The organism is Phytoactinopolyspora halotolerans (assembly GCF_010550675.1).
Taxonomy (GTDB): Bacteria; Actinomycetota; Actinomycetes; order Jiangellales; family Jiangellaceae; genus Phytoactinopolyspora; species Phytoactinopolyspora halotolerans.
The window spans coordinates 73,287-90,469 of record NZ_JAAGOA010000009.1 but is presented as its reverse complement, the minus strand read 5'-3'; the positions used below and the strand labels follow the sequence as shown (position 1 = coordinate 90,469).

Annotated in this window: 19 protein-coding genes; 8 read left to right on the top strand and 11 right to left on the bottom strand. The window is 69.3% G+C overall.

The features are described from left to right. The first annotated feature begins 96 nt into the window (after positions 1–96). Complete coding sequence (locus G1H10_RS33980) at positions 97–231, top strand: helix-turn-helix domain-containing protein (protein ID WP_312856581.1); 135 nt, start codon at positions 97–99, stop codon at positions 229–231. A 160-nt stretch (positions 232–391) separates the two neighbouring features. Further along, a complete protein-coding gene (locus G1H10_RS14355) occupies positions 392–964 on the top strand; it encodes a GNAT family N-acetyltransferase (RefSeq protein ID WP_163738805.1) in 573 nt (190 codons plus the stop codon). Between the two features lie 85 nt (positions 965–1,049). Here G1H10_RS14355 and G1H10_RS14350 read toward each other — a convergent pair whose 3' ends face one another. Beyond that, positions 1,050–1,763 (bottom strand): class I SAM-dependent methyltransferase, encoded by a 714-nt coding sequence (locus tag G1H10_RS14350; RefSeq protein ID WP_216853263.1) that lies wholly within the window; start codon positions 1,761–1,763, stop codon positions 1,050–1,052. A 35-nt stretch (positions 1,764–1,798) separates the two neighbouring features. Next, a complete protein-coding gene (locus G1H10_RS14345; RefSeq protein ID WP_174264348.1) occupies positions 1,799–2,119 on the bottom strand; it encodes a rhodanese-like domain-containing protein in 321 nt (106 codons plus the stop codon). Positions 2,120–2,187: 68 nt separating this feature from the next. Between G1H10_RS14345 and G1H10_RS14340 the strand changes: the two genes are divergently transcribed. Then, the gene (locus G1H10_RS14340; protein WP_163738797.1) at positions 2,188–2,727 is read left to right on the top strand and encodes a GNAT family N-acetyltransferase; all 540 of its coding nucleotides are present in this window, start codon (positions 2,188–2,190) and stop codon (positions 2,725–2,727) included. Between the two features lie 64 nt (positions 2,728–2,791). Further along, a complete protein-coding gene (locus tag G1H10_RS14335; RefSeq protein WP_216853262.1) occupies positions 2,792–3,685 on the top strand; it encodes a putative protein N(5)-glutamine methyltransferase in 894 nt (297 codons plus the stop codon). Positions 3,686–3,692: 7 nt separating this feature from the next. Here G1H10_RS14335 and G1H10_RS14330 read toward each other — a convergent pair whose 3' ends face one another. Together G1H10_RS14330 and G1H10_RS14325 are read right to left on the bottom strand one after the other, a co-directional pair. After that, positions 3,693–4,334: an NAD(P)-dependent oxidoreductase gene (locus tag G1H10_RS14330; protein WP_163738791.1), complete on the bottom strand. Its 642-nt coding sequence runs from the start codon at positions 4,332–4,334 to the stop codon at positions 3,693–3,695. An 8-nt stretch (positions 4,335–4,342) separates the two neighbouring features. Continuing rightward, the gene (locus G1H10_RS14325) at positions 4,343–5,188 is read right to left on the bottom strand and encodes an EamA family transporter (protein WP_174264367.1); all 846 of its coding nucleotides are present in this window, start codon (positions 5,186–5,188) and stop codon (positions 4,343–4,345) included. Between the two features lie 202 nt (positions 5,189–5,390). Between G1H10_RS14325 and G1H10_RS14320 the strand changes: the two genes are divergently transcribed. From G1H10_RS14320 to G1H10_RS14310, 3 genes are all read left to right on the top strand, one after another. Beyond that, on the top strand, positions 5,391–5,909 hold the full coding sequence (locus G1H10_RS14320; protein ID WP_312856579.1) for a MarR family winged helix-turn-helix transcriptional regulator: 519 nt from the start codon (positions 5,391–5,393) through the stop codon (positions 5,907–5,909). A gap of 128 nt (positions 5,910–6,037) precedes the next feature. After that, positions 6,038–6,241 (top strand): DUF1918 domain-containing protein, encoded by a 204-nt coding sequence (locus G1H10_RS14315; RefSeq protein ID WP_163738785.1) that lies wholly within the window; start codon positions 6,038–6,040, stop codon positions 6,239–6,241. A 201-nt stretch (positions 6,242–6,442) separates the two neighbouring features. After that, on the top strand, positions 6,443–7,261 hold the full coding sequence (locus G1H10_RS14310; protein ID WP_163738782.1) for a polysaccharide deacetylase family protein: 819 nt from the start codon (positions 6,443–6,445) through the stop codon (positions 7,259–7,261). Positions 7,262–7,314: 53 nt separating this feature from the next. Here the strand turns inward: G1H10_RS14310 and G1H10_RS14305 are convergent, their stop codons facing one another. Then, entirely contained in the window at positions 7,315–8,070 is a 756-nt protein-coding gene (locus G1H10_RS14305) for an SDR family NAD(P)-dependent oxidoreductase (protein WP_163738779.1), read from the bottom strand. A gap of 137 nt (positions 8,071–8,207) precedes the next feature. Here G1H10_RS14305 and G1H10_RS14300 point away from each other — a divergent pair, with 137 nt between their 5' ends. Then, positions 8,208–9,089, top strand: a complete 882-nt coding sequence (locus G1H10_RS14300) for a helix-turn-helix domain-containing protein (protein WP_216853261.1) — start codon at positions 8,208–8,210, stop codon at positions 9,087–9,089. A gap of 8 nt (positions 9,090–9,097) precedes the next feature. On the opposite strand, the gene G1H10_RS14295 is transcribed toward G1H10_RS14300, so the two are convergent. The 6 genes from G1H10_RS14295 to alaS form a co-directional block, all read right to left on the bottom strand. Then, on the bottom strand, positions 9,098–11,038 hold the full coding sequence (locus G1H10_RS14295) for an ABC transporter ATP-binding protein (RefSeq protein WP_163738776.1): 1,941 nt from the start codon (positions 11,036–11,038) through the stop codon (positions 9,098–9,100). A 299-nt stretch (positions 11,039–11,337) separates the two neighbouring features. Beyond that, positions 11,338–12,030, bottom strand: a complete 693-nt coding sequence (locus G1H10_RS33005) for a prepilin peptidase (protein WP_216853260.1) — start codon at positions 12,028–12,030, stop codon at positions 11,338–11,340. Then, complete coding sequence (locus G1H10_RS14285) at positions 12,027–12,872, bottom strand: shikimate dehydrogenase (RefSeq protein WP_163738774.1); 846 nt, start codon at positions 12,870–12,872, stop codon at positions 12,027–12,029. Before G1H10_RS14285 ends, G1H10_RS33005 begins: the two co-directional genes overlap by 4 nt. Beyond that, the gene (gene mltG, locus G1H10_RS14280; protein WP_163738771.1) at positions 12,862–13,920 is read right to left on the bottom strand and encodes an endolytic transglycosylase MltG; all 1,059 of its coding nucleotides are present in this window, start codon (positions 13,918–13,920) and stop codon (positions 12,862–12,864) included. The genes G1H10_RS14285 and mltG overlap by 11 nt, the downstream gene beginning before the upstream one ends. A gap of 107 nt (positions 13,921–14,027) precedes the next feature. Then, positions 14,028–14,504: a Holliday junction resolvase RuvX gene (gene ruvX / locus G1H10_RS14275; RefSeq protein ID WP_163739183.1), complete on the bottom strand. Its 477-nt coding sequence runs from the start codon at positions 14,502–14,504 to the stop codon at positions 14,028–14,030. After that, a complete protein-coding gene (alaS, locus tag G1H10_RS14270) occupies positions 14,501–17,182 on the bottom strand; it encodes an alanine--tRNA ligase (protein ID WP_163738768.1) in 2,682 nt (893 codons plus the stop codon). Before alaS ends, ruvX begins: the two co-directional genes overlap by 4 nt. Between the last annotated feature and the right edge of the window lies 1 nt (position 17,183).

Here is a 17,183-nt window from a genome sequence, read left to right as displayed (position 1 = left end):
CCGTCGGCGTCGTCGGTTTCGTCGCGGTGCTCGTGCTGCTGGCCCTCGGCACCGGGTTCACCGTCTCGCTGATCGGAGCGGTGTTCGAACGCCGGGATCGCGCAGGCGCTCGTCGTCTCGGCAGGCACCGTGGAGAAACATGTGGCCGCGGTTTTCGCCAAGCTCGGCCTGCCGGCGGCCGACGACGCGAACCGCCGGGTTCTGGCCGTGCTCAGGTACCTGGCGTCATGAACGCACCGTTCCGCTCCCATGATCATGAACACTTCCCGTGCTATGTGAACGGGAAGTGTTCATGATCATGGGGTTGGGTGGGTCTGGTCCGCGCTCCCGCGGCTTCTGATCTATCGCCGATAATTTACATTATGTCAAGTTAGCATGACAGAGTGGTGCCATGCCCGTCTTCGTCTCCCCGGTTGTCCCTCCCGGCCGGCTCGGCACGCGCACGCAGCCGACGCTCGAAGTGGACGAGCTCGTCATGCGGCCGTGGCGCACCGCCGACGCCGACGCGCTGGTCGCCGCCTATGAGGACGACGAGATCCAACGCTGGCACGTGCGCTCCATGTCTCGATCCGAGGCGCTCGAATGGCTGGCGTCCTGGCCCGCTCGTTGGCGCACCGAAACCGGCGCGGACTGGGCGATCATCCGTGACGACGCGCTCGCCGGTCGCGTCGGTCTGCGAATCCTCGATCTCCGCGAAGGCACGGCCGAGATCGCGTACTGGACGGCCCGGGCCGCTCGCGGCAACAACATCGCCGGCCGAGCCACCCGCCGGCTCTCGACATGGCTGTTTCAAGACATCGGGCTGCACCGTCTGGAGCTTCGCCATTCGACGCTGAACGAGGCGTCGTGCCGTATCGCGGAGAAGGCCGGATTCGCCTACGAGGGAACGCTGCGGCAGGCGGTCCTGCACCAAGACGGATGGCACGACATGCATCTGCACGCTCGGCTCGCCGCCGACCCCTGATGCCCCGCGCCACCACATCGGCGCGCCCGAGCATCCCGCTCCCCCTCCGACTCGTCTCAGCCGGCCCCCGCGCCACCGGCTTGTCTTAGCTTGGCCTGCGGATACAGGTGTAGGCGCCGAAGACCGAGCCGCTGTACGTCACGTCGGCGATGTCGAACCCGGCCACGTCGAGCATCGGCTCGAGCAGCCAGCGGAACGTGCTGTATTCGGTCTGGATGTGCTCGAGGTAGTCCGCCGCCGTGTAGCCCACCGCCGGATCGTCGACCGCACCGTCGAACCATCGCTGGAAGATCGCGTCGGCGTCCTCTGGCCGGAAGTCGTAAATGAGGTCGTGCAGGCGCAGCACTCCCCCTGGCGGCACCATGCCGGCTATCCGGGTCAAGGCCACTGCCTTGAAGAAGTCGGGCAGGTGGTGCAACGCGTTGCGGGTGAAGACCGCTTCGGCCGGCGGCCCTGCGTGCTCGTAGCTGAGGAAACCTGCCTGCACACACTCGACATTGCGCAGTTCGCCGTCGCTCGCAGCCTGGGACAGCCGCGACAGCATGATCGGTGACACATCAACGGCGACCACCCGCCCGAACGCCTCCGCCGCGGCGAGTGCGAACTGGCCGGTACCGGCGCCGAAGTCGATCACCGTCGACCGCTCCCCTACGCCGTGGCGCCGCAGCACGGCGACGTCATCCGCGGCGTCCGGGTAGCCCTGCTTGCGGTCATAACCGGCGGCGAACTCAGCGTCGAGGTGCTCGGGACCTGCGTAGGCGTGCTCGTCAACCATCCATCGTGCGGTCATGTCACGCATGTCACCACGATCGGCCGCGCGACAGCAACCGATTTCTACGCCACGTACGGGTCTCCTGCGTCGCTGACCATCGGGCGTCCCGCCGCAGCCCACGACGCCATCCCTCCGGCCACGTTGACGGCGTCCCGGCCCATCTCGTTCAGCCACGCGGCGACCTGCCACGATCGGCCGCCGACCTTGCAGACGACGTACACCCGCCCGCTCTCGGGAAGCTCACCTAACCGGCTGGGCAGTTCGCTCATCGGCACGTGCACGGCGTGCGGAGCATGCCCAGCCTCCCACTCGGGGTGTTCGCGCACGTCCAGCAGAGCGGCGTCGTCGGGCACGGCGCTGACATCGACTTCGGGTACGTCCATAGTGCTCAAGTGTCGCAGGAAGTCCGGCAGGCGTGCACGGACGGCCTCGATCGGGTACCACTTGATGTGTGCCAGAACTGAGCGTACCGACAGTAGACGTGCACCGGTCCTTCCTCGCCGCGATGGCCGAGTTCGAGGCCGAGGGGCGGGGCGACGCCGACGATCGGTCGATGATCGGGAACGACTTACGTGTCTACGGCGCGACCTGGGAGTCGCCCGAGGTCTTCGAGAAGTATGTGCGGTGGCTGCGGGCGCAGTCGCTCGAGTCGTCCCCCCGTCCCGGCGGTCATGTGCCGGCCACGACCATGTGGTGGGTGGACGGCACGGATTACCTGGGCCGGATAGCGATCCGGCACCGGCTCACCGACAGCCTGTGGCGTTTGGGCGGGCACATCGGCTACGACGTGCGGCCCAGCGCCCGTCGGCAGGGACACGCCACCGCGATGCTGAAGTCGGCGCTACCGATCGCCCGTGACCTGGGTATCGAGCAGGCCCTGGTGACGTGCGACGACGACAACGTCGCCTCCCGCAAGGTGATCGAGAACAACGGCGGCGTGTTCGAGAATCAGATCGAGCGGAAGCTGCGATTCTGGGTCCCGACCGGGTAAAGCACTCCCGGCGACGCCCGGGTCGACTGGTACCAGGTCGCGTCCGGGGTGGTTGGATGGCCGGGTGGTGATTCAGGAGGTCGCCCGACGGCTGCGGTCCGCAGGCTGCGTCTTCGCCGACGACGAGGCCCGGCTGCTCATCGAGTCCGCAGCCGGGCCGGACGAGCTCGACCGGCTGGTGCGGCGCCGAGCCCAGGGTGAACCGCTTGAGCACGTCGTCGGCTGGGCCGAGTTCTGCGGACTGCGCATCGCCGTCGAGCCCGGCGTCTTCGTACCGCGACGCCGCACCGAGTTCCTCGTCGATCAGGCCGGTGCTCTGCTCTCCGCCATGGCCGACCGCCCGGGCGGACTGGGCAGTCCCCACCACCCGGGCGGACCGGTCCTGGTCGACCTGTGCTGCGGTTCCGCCGCCATCGGTGTGGCGGTGGCCGCCAGGTTCCGCGACGCCAGGTTCCACGACGCCAGGTTCCACGACGCCAGGTTCCACGACGCCAGGTTCCACGACGCCAGGTTCGGCGACGCCGAGCTGCACGCCGCCGACGTCGACGCGGCGGCGGTTCGGTGCGCTCGCCGCAACGTGGCGCAGGTCGGTGGTCAGGTGTACCGCGGCGATCTGTTCCAGCCGCTCCCCGATCGGCTGCGCGGACAGGTGGATCTGCTCCTCGCCAACACCCCGTACGTCCCCACCGGCGCGATCACGCTGATGCCTGCCGAGGCCCGGCTGCACGAACCCCGGGTCGCGCTCGACGGCGGCCCGGACGGTCTGGATGTTCAGCGTCGCGTCGCCGCCGATGTGCGCCACTGGCTGCGGCCGGGCGGTCACGTCCTGGTCGAGACCGGGCGGGACCAGACGCCGGATGCCGTCGAGCTCTTCAGCCGGCACGGGCTGCACGCTCGATCCGTGGACGCGCACGACGCCGGCGGTGCCGTGGTGATCGCCACGCTCCCCTCAGCCTGACACCGGCTCAGTACGCGACGGTGAACCGGGTGCGACGGTGCCGCGGACGCTCGATCTCATCCAGCACGGCGACGGCGAAGTCTTCCATCGAGATCTCCGACCGGCCCGCGTCGTCGACCAGGAGCTCGTCGCGCCCGGTGCGGTAGGTGCCGGTCCGCCGGCCGGGTACGAGCATCGCGGGCGGGCTGACGTAGACCCAGTCCACGGTGGTGTCGGCCCGATAGGCCTCGTGCTGTTCGGCGCAGGCCAGCGCGATCGCGCGGTATTCGGCGGCCACCCAGCGCGGATCGTCGACGGCGGTCACCCCGGGCCGGTCCGGCACGGCCAGGCTGGCCGCTCCGCCCACCGCGATGAGGCGAGTTCCGGTGCCGGCCAGCCCGGCGAGTAGCGCCTTGGTCACCGTGGCCAGCTCATGCTCGTTCCCGGCGCTCGGTCGGGTGGCGCTGACCACCACGTCCTGTCCCGAGCTCGCTGCGACGACGGTGTCCACGTGGCCGGCATCGCCGGTGCGGGTCCGGACGCCGGCCGGGAGATCCGCCAGTCGCGCCGCGCTGCGTCCGACGGCGGTGACGTCGTGACCTCGGGACAGTGCCTCGGTGGTGACCCGGCGGCCGACGTCGCCGGTGGCTCCGATGACAGTGATGCGCATGATGTGGTTCATCCTTTCCGTCTGGGGGTCAGTTGAGCGGCGGCGATGGACACCAGGGCGAGCGCGAATCCGAGCGTCTGCGCGGGGGTGAGCGCCTCGTTGAGGATCAGCCAGCCCAGCACCGTGGCGACAACCGGAGACAGCAGCGGGAGAAACGAGGTCGGCCCCACCGGAAGCCGGCCCAGCCCTTGGAACCACAGTGCGTAGGCGAGCAGCGTCCCGACGATCGACAGCCACGCGTATCCGGCGATCGCCGGCGCATCCAGCGCAGGCGGCATACCCTCGGCGATCAGGGCGATGGGCAGCAGGAACAGGCCGCCGGCGGTCAGCTGCCATCCGGTGAACGACAGCAGCCCGACGCCTTCCGGGCGACCCCACCGTTTGGTCAGCACCACTCCGCTGCCCATCGCCGCCGGACCGGCGATTCCGGCGACGATGCCGATGGTGTCGAGCCGCAGCTCCCCCTGGAGCACCATCAGCGCGACTCCGCCCACACCGGCCACTCCCCAGCCGAGCCGCCACGGCGTCGGTCGTTCACGTAGCAGCGCGAAGGCCAGACCGGCGACGATCAGCGGTTGAACGGCACCGAGCGTCGCCGCGACACCGCCGGGCAACCGGTATGCCGCGACGAAGAGAAGCGCGAAGAACGCGCCGATGTTGAGCGTGCCGAGAACGGCCGCTCGCCACCACCAACTCCCCCGCGGCAGCACGCGGGTGAAGGCGAGCAGAGCCAGCCCGGCCGGTAGCGCGCGCAGGACGCCCGAGAGCAGCGGACGATCCGGCGGCAGCAACTCCGTCGTCACCACGTAGGTGGTCCCCCAGGTGACGGGCGCTACGGCGGTAAGCGCGATCAATCCCCACGGTCGCGAAGGATCACCGAGTGCGGATTCCGGCTTCGGCGTGTGGGATGCATCGACGGTGCGCGGCGCCGGGGTATCGGCCGCGGCGAGTGCTGTCTGGGTAGTCACAGCGACTCCTTAACATTGAAATGTTTAATGCTGAGAAGCCTAGCGAGCTGTTATCTTAGAGTCAAATACTTCAACGTTAAGGAGTATCGTGGACGCCGTTGACCGAATCTTGGAGCAGTGGAGAGCCGAGCGGCCGGACATCAATCCTTCTCCGATGGGCGTCATCGGCCGGATCTCCCGGGCCGCGCAGTTCCTCAACACCGAGCTGCGCGGGCCGTTCGCCGCACACGGCATGCAACGGTGGGAGTTCGACATCCTGGCGACGCTGCGCCGATCCGGCGCGCCATATCGCCTCTCGGCCGGAGCCCTGGTCGAGGCCTCGATGGTCACGTCGGGTGCCATCACGAACCGGATCGACCGGCTCGCCGCCAAGGGCTGGGTGAGCAGAGAGGTCGATCCGGACAACCGTCGTAGTGTCCGGATCACGCTGACGGATGAGGGGAAGCGGATCGTCGACGATACCCTCGCCGATCACGTCGCGAACGAGAACCGGATACTGGCGGAACTCACCCCCGACGAGCAGGCACAGTTGGCGGCGCTGTTGCGCAAGCTGTTGATCAGCCTCGATGATCGTCCGGCTGCAGCATTGCGGCCACAGGGACGTTAAGAGCCGGAGAACCCTGGACCAAACCCGTCGACCACCTTGCGGACACCGCGTCTCACGGCGCAGGCTGGTAACAAGGAGGCCGTGAAGTCGGAGCGTACAACCGCTCGCAGACGTCGAAGGAGGGTGACGTGCACGCACGGACAGGAGATCATCTGGTCATCGAGGGGGCCAAGGTCGGCGTCGCTCGCCGCGATGGCGAGATCCTCGAGACTCATGGCCCGCAAGGCGCGCCGCCGTTCCTGGTACGGTGGACCGACAGCGGCTCGGAAGCCCTCGTCTACCCCGGCCCGGACGCGCACGTCCAGCCCGCGGAGAACGGCGGATCCCGCTGACCCCTGAACGGTGACCCACGGGCCGGCCGCAGCCGGCCCGTGGGTCAGGACGATTCGGGAGAATCGCGGCGAGTCGCTCCCGCCACTCCCCAATGATCGTTTACGATCGAGACACCGGACACGCGCTCGGTGCTGGGGAGACACATGAAGCCTTCGGGTCCCATTCTCATTGGCCTGGTGATAGGGCTGATCTTGTTCAGCATGAGCAACAACACCTCGGCCGATGGGGACGACGCGGCGAGCGGCTCCGACGATGCCATCTCCAGCGACGCGCAGACCGACGATGACGACAGCGACGATTCCGGCGGCGGCTCATCCGGCTCAGACGACGGAGACGGCGGCGACGGCGCCGATGAGGACCGGCACGGCACGGAGAGCGGGAGCGGTGACGGCGGCGGATTCCCCGATACCGGCGGCGCCGAGGTACCGGAACTGCCGGCCGGACCGGGCGGCAGCTCCCCCGTCACACTGACCTTCGACGACGGCCCGCATCCCACGTACACGCCACAGATCCTCGATATGCTCGCAGCGCACGAGGCGAAGGCCGTGTTCTGCGTGGTCGGCGAGCAGGTACGCCGCCATCCGGAGCTGGTGCGACGCGTCGTCGACGAGGGTCATGCCTTGTGCAACCACTCCTACAGCCACGATGCCGAGCTGAAGACCCGCTCGGTGGAGACCATCGAGCAGGAGATCTCCGACACCGCCGCTGCCATCGCCGAGGCCGCACCGGACGCCGACGTCGCGTTCTTCCGCCAGCCGGCGATGTACGTCACGCCCGAGGTGGCGCCGGTGGTCGAGGACGCGGGCCTCACGGTGCTCGACTGGACGCTCGACACCCGGGATTGGAAACGCCCGGACGCATCCACCATCGTCGCCGACATCCTCGACCAGGTCCAGCCGGGCGATGTCATCCTGTTGCACGACGGCGGTGGCGACCGATCCAACACGGTCAAGGCGCTGGCCCAGGTTCTCATCGCGCTGCGCGCCGCCGGATACGAGCCTGTCCTTCCCACCGCCTGAGCGGTGACGCCGTCCTGAGCCGTGACGCCGTGCTGAGCGGTGACGCGGCCCGGTCAGGCACCGCCCGTCACGGAGATCACCTGTCCGGTGATGCCGGAGTTGGCGGCGGAGCCGAGATAGACGACCGGACCCGCCACCTCGGACGCATCCAGCAGCCGGCCGATGGGAGCCACCGCGCTGTACTGGTCGCCGACGGCGTCCACGATGTGGGTGTTCGTATCCGTCCGGGTCAGCCCGGGCATGACCACATTGGTCAGGATGTCACCGTGTGCGCCCAGGCTGAACGCCGACGACCGGCTGAACCCGTGCAGGGCGGCCTTGGCGGCGCCGTAGTACTCCCCTCCGGCCATGCCGTCGGTGGCGATACTGGACGAGATGTGCACGATCCTCCCCCACCTGCGCTCGCGCATCCGCGGGGCCACCGCCCGGCTGAGCCGCAGTGCGCCCTCTGTGTTCAGGCGGAATACGCGCAGCCACGCCTCATCCGGCACGTCCTCGAACGGCAGGTCCGGCTGCGGCGCCTCGTCACCCCAATACACGGCATTGTTCACCAGCACGTCTACCCGGCCGGTCCACTCCTGGGCGGCCTGGACCAGTGCACCGGGCGCGTCGGCGTCGGCCATGTCATAGCGCACCACGAGCGCCCGGTCCCCGATCTCCTTCGCCGCTTGATCGGCCTCGTGCCGAGAGTCCCGGTAGGTGAGGACGACGTGGGCGCCCTCCGCTCCGAACGCGCGGGCGATGTGCCGCCCGATGCCGCCGGAGGCGCCGGTGACGATCACGGTGCGGCCGTCGAGTCCAAGATCCATCGTGTTCTCCCTCGTCTGCTGTCGGTGCGAACGTGCGGATCCACACTGCCCACCGGCGCGGCGGTGGAGGGAGACCGTGCTGAGGCTGGCCCCGGCAGGGCCAGCCTCAGGGGTCGGGGCACGGATAGCCTGGAGGGGTGACCATCCACGACGAGCTCACGGCCGGCAACGAGCTCGGCACGTTCCTGCGCGCCCGCCGGGAGGCCATCACCCCCGCCGAGGTGGGGCTTCCGGCCGGTAACCGACGACGCACGCCCGGTCTGCGCCGCACCGAGCTGGCGATGCTGGCCGACATCAGCGTCGAGTACCTCACCCGTCTGGAGCAGGGACGGGACCGCAACCCGTCGCCGCAGGTGATCGGTTCGCTCGCGGACGCGCTCCGGCTCTCCCCCGGTGAGCGTCACCTGCTCCGCATGGCCATCAAAGCGGCGGGCGGCATGGGCTCCCTCTGTCCGGCCGGAGAACCCGCCGCACAGACTGTCCGCCCGACACTGCGGGCGTTGCTGGACCGGCTCGAGCCGTCGCCGGCGGTTCTGCTCAACTGGCTCACCGACGTGGTCGCGTGGACGTCAGGGTTCGCGCACCTCGTCGGCCCGCTGGGGATGCTGGACGATGAACGGCCGAACCTGCTGCGGTATGTCTTCGCCGACGAGCGCGCGCTGACCGCGTTCCCGGACTGGGCAGCCGCGGCCGACCAGCATGCCGCTGCGCTGAAGACGCACACGATGCTCGGCGATCCGCACGCTCTCGAGCTGGCCAACATGCTGGCCGCGGAGTCCGGCACCCGGTTCACCGGGCGGTTCACCGCGCTGGCCGCCGTGCCGGAGCCCACCGGGCTGCTGCGGCTGGCGCACCCGGAGGCCGGCGAGCTGTCCCTGGTCTACGAGACACTGGACGCGCCGGACTCCGATGGCCTCCAGCTGCGCACCTACCTTCCGGCCGACGACGCGACCTCGGCGGCGTTGGACGGCCTCGAAGGCCGGCGGCCCGGCGCCTTGCGCGCGGTCAGCGGCGGCTGACGCCCCGGTCAGGCGGGCTGGGCGGCGGTTGCCGGGCCGGTCGCTGCGCCGGGCGCTACCGTCTCCGCGTCCGCCGCGGGTGTCTCCGCCTGGTGCTCGAACTGGGTCCGGTACAGCTCGTCGTAACGGCCGCCGAGCGCCAGCAGCTCGGCGTGTGTGCCGCGCTCGATGACGCGACCCTGGTCGACGACGAGGATCTGATCCGCCGATCGGACCGTGGACAGCCGGTGGGCGATGACGACGGCGGTCCGGCCGATGAGCGCCTCGGTCAGCGCCGCCTGCACGGCCGCCTCCGAGGTCGAGTCCAGATGCGCAGTGGCCTCGTCCAGAATCACCACCCGCGGCTGCGCCAGCAGCAGCCGCGCGATCGTCAGCCGTTGCCGCTCACCGCCGGACAGCCGGTACCCCCGCTCCCCGACGATGGTGTCCAGGCCGGCCGGCAGGGAGGCGACGAGCTCATCGATGCGCGCCCGGCGCATCGCCTCCCACATCTCGTCCTCGGTCGATTCCGGCCGCGCCAGCAGCAGATTGGCCCGCACCGTGTCGTGGAACAGGTGCCCGTCCTGGGTCACCATGCCGACCGTCTTGCGGAGCGAATCGGCCTTCAGGTCACGCACGTCCACGCCGGCCACCCGCACGGCACCACTGTCGACGTCGTACAGCCGAGGGATGAGCTGGGCGATGGTCGACTTCCCAGCTCCGGACGACCCGACCAGGGCCACCACATCGCCCGGTTCCGCCCGGAACGACACACCGTGCAAGATCTCCTCGCCGCCGCGCAGGTCCAGTTGCGCGACCTCTTCCAGCGACGCGAGTGAGACCTTCTCCGCCGTCGGATACGCGAAGTGCACGTCGTCGAACTCCACCGACGCGGGACCGTCCGGCACCGGGCGGGCCTGTTCGGACTCGGTGATCAGCGGCTTGAGATCCAGCACCTCGAACACGCGGGAGAAGCTCACCAGCGCGCTCATGACCTCCACCCGGGCGCTGGCCAGGGCGGTCAGCGGCGCGTACAACCGGGTGAGCAACAGCGCCAGCGAGACCACGGCGCCGGCGTCCAGGTCACCACGGAGAGCGTAGAAGCCGCCCAGCCCGTAGACCAGTGCGAGCGCCAGCGCGCCGACCAGCGTGAGCGCGGTGATGAAGACCCACTGCACCATCGCTGTCTTGACCCCGATGTCGCGGACCCGGCCGGCCCGTACGGCGAATTCGGAGAGCTCATGGTCCGGTCGGGCGAACAGCTTCACCAGCGTCGCACCGGGCGCGGAGAAACGCTCGGTCATCTGGGTGCTCATGGTGGCGTTGTGATTCGCGGCCTCTCGCTCGAGCCGCGCCAGCCGCCGTCCCATGCGCTGAGCCGGCACGACGAACACCGGCAGCAAGGCGAGGGTGATGACCGTGATCTGCCAGGAGATGCTGAGCATGACGATCAGCGTGAGCACCAGCATGACGAGGTTGCTGACCACCCTGGAGAGCACGTCTGAGAATGCGCGCTGCGCCCCGATCACGTCGTTGTTCAGCCGGCTCACCAGCGCGCCGGTCCGGGTGCGGGTGAAGAACGCCACCGGCATCTTCTGTACGTGGTCGAAGACCGCCGTGCGCAGGTCCAGGATCAGTCCCTCACCGATGCGGGCGGACAGCCAGCGTTCGACGATGCCGAACCCGGCCTCAGCGATCGCGATCGCCGCGATGATCAACGCCAGCACGGCCACCACGTCGGTCGAGCCGTCGCCGCTGATCTGGTCGACCACCCGGCCGGCGAGCAACGGCGTGGCCACGGCCAGACCCGCACCCACCGCGCTGAGCACCAGGAACCAGGCCAGCTGGCGGCGATGCGGCTGGGCGAAGCGGGCGATCCGCTTCAGCGTGGTCTTCGAGAACGGCCGACGGTCCTCCTGGGCGTGCATCGCGTGGTACAGCGATTCCCACGCCGTCACTTCCATGCTCATATCAAGCTTCCTCCCGACCGGCTCAACTCACGACGGACCCTTGTTCTTCCCGATGGCCATCGTCGAGTCGCCACGCTAAGACCTGAACTATTGTTGAGGTCAAGTCCGACGCCGCGGACCGTCGTCCACCAGGTCGCCCCACCCCCCAACCGCGCCCTAAATGATCATGTGAAGTAGGTTTTCTCGTGCCCTACCATGTCTGCAGCCCTGTTGCGGCACGAGGAAACCTACTTCACATGATCATTTAGGTCCGGGCGATGGGATCGGCGCGGCGCGCTATGCGGACGAAAGGACGTGCGTCAGAAGCCGAGGTATGTCGCGGCGATCGAGTCGCCCCAGACGGTGACGGCAAGCGTCGCCAGGAGCATCGGCGGGCCGAACGGGATGGCACTGCGACGGCCCGCCCGGCCGGCGGTCAGCAGCACCACGCCGACCACGCCACCGATGAGGAACGCACCGAAGATTCCCACGACCAGGACCGGCCACCCGATCCACCCCAGCAGCAATCCCACTACCGCCGCCAGCTTCACGTCCCCGAGGCCCAGATCCGACGGTCGCAGCAGGGCCAAGACCAGGAAGAACGCGAAGCTCACCGCCGCGGCGGCGCACGCGCGGCCATAGGCGTCCCACGCGCCGTCCACGCCGGCGGCGATGGCCAGCGTGGCGGCCGCCGCAGCCAGTGCCGGGAAGGTCAGCCAATCCGGGAGCCGATGCTCGCGAATGTCGACATAGACCATCGCCGCGCCCAGCGCCGCCACCACCAGATAGGCAGGCAACGCCGCACCCAGGTCGTCCCGGGCCACGCCGAGAAGGGCCCACGCGGCCGCGGTGCCGGCCGCGAGGAGCGGACGCAGCCCACTCATCGCCGCGAGCTCGCGGTACGGCGTCGGTCGTGGCTCGTCCTCCGCGGGTTCCCGGTCTGGGATCCGCGCGATCAGCCACGGCAGGGTAGCGCCGGCGAGCAGACCGGCGACCGCCAGGATAGCGATCACGGCGCGGCGCGTGCCGCCAGCTCCCGCTCCGCCGCATCCCGCAGGACGGCGATGGGAACGAGGCGACCGGTCATCAGCTCGATCTGCCCGAGCGCCTGATGCACCAGCAGGTCGAGACCGTTGACCACGTCACCACCGGCCTTAGTCCAATGCGCCGCGGGCACCGTCGGCCACGGGTCGTAGACCACGTCGAACAGCGCCCGGCCCGAGGCGCCGACCGCCAGCGTCTCCGCGAGCGGGTCGAGGGCGCCGGCCGGCGCCGTGTTCACGGTGAGCGCGGCTTCGCGGCATTCCGGCCCGACCTCCCACGACGCATGCACGACGCGCAGGCCCGATGCCTCCCCCACACTGATCGCCGGACGCGCCCGCTCGGGCGAGCGGGCATGCACGTGCACGTCGCCGGCGTCCAACTGGGCCAGCGCCGCCAGCACGCTCGCGGCCGTGGCTCCCCCACCCCAGACGCAGACCACCTGCGGCGCGGCCGCGACCGCCCGCTCCGCCAGCGCCCCGACCAGCCCGGGGACGTCGGTGTTGTACGCGGACAGCCGTCCATCATCCGCACGGATCAGCGTGTTGGCGGCGCCGACGGTGCCGGCCGGCTCGACCACCTCGTCGGCGACGTCGAAGACGACGCGCTTCAACGGCATGGTCAACGATAGGCCCCGCCAGCTCGCGTCCAGCCCGGCGACGAAGGCGGCCAGGCCGGCCTCGTCCACCTCGTGCGCCGTGTACTGCCAGTCCAGGCCGAGCTCGCGGTACGCGGCGCGGTGGATCACCGGCGACAGCGAATGCCCGATCGGCGAGCCCAGCACCGCGCACCTGCGCATCGACTCAGCAGGCATCGCTCTCCCGGCAGTAGGCCTGCAGCTCGTCCACGTTCGCCTGATGCCCCTCCTGCGAGTCGGCGAACTTGGTCTCGCCGGTCTCCAGGTTGACCGTGACGAAGTAACAGTTGCCCCCATCGGTCGGGTTGACCGCTGCCTCCAGCGCGGCCTCGCCCGGTGACGCGATCGGGCCCGGCGGCAAGCCCGGGTTGCGGTAGGTGTTGTAGGGCGACTCGACCTGGCGCATCTCGTCCGAGGTGAACACGCTCGAGTAGTCGTCGACCGCGTAGTGCACGGTCGAGTCCATCTGTAGCCGCCGGTCCTGCACCCCCGCGGACGCGCACTCACCCGAGACGCGGTTGTAGATCACCTCGGCCACCTGCGGCATGTCCTCGGGGTTGCTGACCTCGCGCTGGATGATGCTGGCGACCGTCACGGCCTCGCGGACGGTGAGGTCCAGCTCCTGCGCGGACGCCCGCAGCCCAACGTTCTGTTCGGCCTGCTCGAACCGGTCCACCATCGATTGCAACAGCGACTCTGCCGTGGTGCCGTCGCGCAGCTCATACGTGGCCGGGAAGAGGAAGCCCTCGGCCTCGCCGTCCGTGTACTGCGGGAGTTCGATGTCCTCCAGCGCCTGCTCGAAGTCGGCGACGTCGAGCTCGGTCTGGTCGGCGAGCCGCTCCAAGGTCTGCCGGACACGCAGCCCTTCCGGCACCGTGGCTCCGGCGGCCGCACCGGGCCCTTCCGCCATGGCGGACACGGCACCTTCGGCGCTCATCTGCTGGGCCAGCATGTAGGTGCCGGGCTGGATCACCGCGCCACTGCTCTCGGCGGCCTGGACGAAGGCCTCCTGGCTGGCGACGACGTCCGCCTCCTCCAGCACGTTGCCCATCGCCCGCAGCGTGGAGTTCTCCTCGATGGTGACCTCGACCTCGCCGTGGCCGGGACCCGGGTAGTCCTCAGGATCGGCGAACACGTCGGAGAGTGAACCCATCACGGCACTGCCGCCATAGTAGAGCCCGGCGAGGAGACCGCCGATGATGCCCAGAGACACCACTACCGCCATGAACGATCCGAACCGCCGCCTCCGTCGTTTTCGCCGGTGCCGATGGCTGCCTCGGCGTGGGCGTGGCGGCGTCTCCGCGTCGAAGGCCGGGATACCCGCGTGGCTCATCAGGCTTCGGTCACAACCTCTCCAGGGGGCACGCCATTCGCGCGTTCAGCGTCGAGCGCATGCTGCAAGATCATCATCGCGGCCGCTTGGTCGACGGACTTGCGCCCCTTTCTCGTCGAGACTCCACTCGCCTGCATAGCCCGCATCGCCACGGACGTGGTCATGCGTTCGTCGACCAAACGGACAGGACATGGTTCCACATATCGGGTCAAATTGGTAGCGAAGGCCCTGACCTCTCGCGCGGCCGGGCCCTCCTGCCCACTCAGGCTCCGGGGGAAGCCCACGACGACCTCGATCACCTCCCGTTCCTTCGCCAGCTCCGCCAGCCGGTCCAGGTCGCCGTCCCCACGTGCGACGTTCTCGACCGGGGTGGCGAGCATCCCATCGGGATCGCACGCGGCGACGCCGATACGAACCTTGCCTACGTCAATGCCTAGCCTGGTACCCCGACGCATCCTTGGCAACCCGCGGGTCAGGAGCGGCGCGCGGCGACGTCGCCGACGAGGTGCTCGACCCGGCCCAGCGCGTCGGTGACCTTGGACGCGTCCGAACCGCCGCCCTGCGCGACGTCGTCCTTGCCGCCGCCGCCTCCGCCGAGCGTCTGCGCCGCGGCCTTGACCAGCTCGCCGGCGCGGATACCGTGATCACGCGCCCGCTGGTTGGTGGCGACGACCACGACCGGACGTCCGTTCTCGCCCACCGCCGCGCCGACCACCGTCGAGGGTTCCGCCTCTCCCAGCCGTCCTCGGATGTCCAGCACCAGCGTGCGCAGGTCATCCGCGCTCGTACCGGACGGGGCCTGGTGGGCGACGAAACGCATGCCCTCGAGGTTCTTCGCGCCCGCGCTGAGCTCGGCGGCCTGCGCCTGCGCCGCCGCACGCTGCATCTGAGCGAGTTTCTTCTCCGCCTCGCGTACCTGGCCGACGAGCCGGGAGACCCGCTCCGGCAGCTGCTCGGGCTGCACGTTCAGCGTGTCCGCCAGCTGGCTCACCAGGGTGCGCTCCTTGGCCAGGTACCGGAAACCCTCGATCCCGACGAACGCCTCCACCCGGCGGGTGCCGGCACCGACGGAGCTCTCACCGGTCAGCGTGACCAGGCCGATCTGGGACGAGCGCTGGACGTGGGTGCCACCGCACAGCTCCCGCGACCACTCCCCGCCCATCTCGACGACGCGGACCTCCTCGTCGTAGGTCTCACCGAACAGCGCCAGCGCGCCGATCTCCTTCGCCTTCTCCAGCGGCATGTAGGTGGCCGAGACCGGCAGATTGCGGCGGATGCCGAGGTTGGCCGCCTCCTCCACCTCGCTACGGGTCTCCTGGCCCAGGGACTGGCCCCACGCAAAATCCAGCCGCAGATAACCGGGCTTGTTGTACGAGCCGCTCTGCAGCGCCTGCGGCCCCAGCACCTCGCGTAGCGCGGCGTGCACCACGTGCGTGCCGGAGTGCGCCTGGCAGGCACCGATGCGCCATTCCGGATCGACCTGCGCCAGCACTTCCTGGCCGCTGAGCAGCTCACCCTTCCGCACCCGGACCCGGTGCACGATCAGGCCCTTGATCGGGCGCTGGACGTCGAGCACCTCGAGTTCGGTCCCGTCGGCGGTGATCAAGCCGGCGTCGCTGTCCTGGCCGCCGGACTCCGCGTAGAACGGGGTACGGTCCAGGATCAGCTCGACGATGTCGCCTTCCTGCGCGACCGGGATGGACACCCCGTCGCGGATCAGGCCGCGGACCCGCGTGTCGGTGCTGAGCTCCTCGTAGCCGGTGAACGGCGTCGGACCCGCGTCGCGGAGTTCCCGGTAGGCGCTCATGTCCGCGTGGCCGGTCTTCTTCGCCCGGGCGTCGGCCTTCGCGCGCTCGCGTTGTTCGGTCATCAACCGCCGGAACTCGTCCTGATCGACGGAGAGTCCCTGCTCCGCCGCCATCTCCAGGGTGAGGTCGATCGGGAAACCGTAGGTGTCGTGCAGCTTGAACGCGGTCTCTCCGGCGAGGGTCACCGCTCCGCGCTGCTTCGTCTGGTCGGCCGCCAGGTCGAAGATCTGGGTGCCGGTCTGCAGCGTCTTGCGGAAGGTGTCCTCTTCGGCGTACGCGATGGTGGAGATCCGGGCGAAGTCGCTCTCCAGTTCCGGATACGCCGCCTTCATCGCATCCCGGCTCACCGGCAGAAGCTCGGGCAGGGCGCGGTCCTCAAAGCCCAGCAACCGCATCGCACGCACGCTGCGCCGCAACAGCCGGCGCAGCACGTAGCCGCGGCCTTCGTTCGACGGCGTGACACCATCCCCGATCAGCATCAGCGAGCTGCGGATGTGGTCAGCCACCACGCGCATCCGCACGTCGTCCTCGTGCGTCTTCCCGTACCGCTTGCCGGCTAGGTCCGACGCGCGCTCGATCACCGGGTAGACCTGATCGATCTCGTACATGTTGTCGACGCCCTGCAGCAGGTAGGAGACGCGCTCCATACCCATGCCGGTGTCGATGTTCTTCGCGGGCAGCTCACCGACCACGACGAAGTCGTCCTTCGCCTTGACGTCGGTGATCTCCTCCTGCATGAAGACCAGGTTCCAGATCTCCAGGAACCGGTCCTCGTCGACCACCGGACCGCCGTCGGGTCCGTATTCCGGACCGCGGTCGACGTAGATCTCGCTACATGGTCCGCCAGGCCCGGCCTGACCCGTGTGCCAGTAGTTGTCGATCAAACCGCGGCGCTGGATCCGCTCATCGGGCAGGTCGGCGATCCTCTTCCACAACGCCGCCGCCTCGTCGTCGTCATGGTAGACCGTGACCCAGATCTTGGCCGGGTCGAACCCGTATCCGCCGTCGGCCTGCGAGCGCGTGATCAGATCCCACGCGTAGCTGATCGCACCTTCCTTGAAGTAGTCCCCGAACGAGAAGTTCCCGTTCATCTGGAAGAAGGTGCCGTGGCGTGTGGTCTTGCCGACCTCGTCGATGTCGCCGGTGCGGATGCACTTCTGCACGCTGGTCGCCCGCGGATACGGCGCTGCCTGCTGGCCGGTCAGATACGGGATGAACGGAACCATCCCGGCCACTGTGAACAGCAGCGACGGGTCAGGAGAAATCAGCGACGCGCTCGGGACGACCGTGTGACCATTCCGTTCGAAATGGTCCAGGAAGCGGCGCCGGATCTCGGCGGTCTCCATG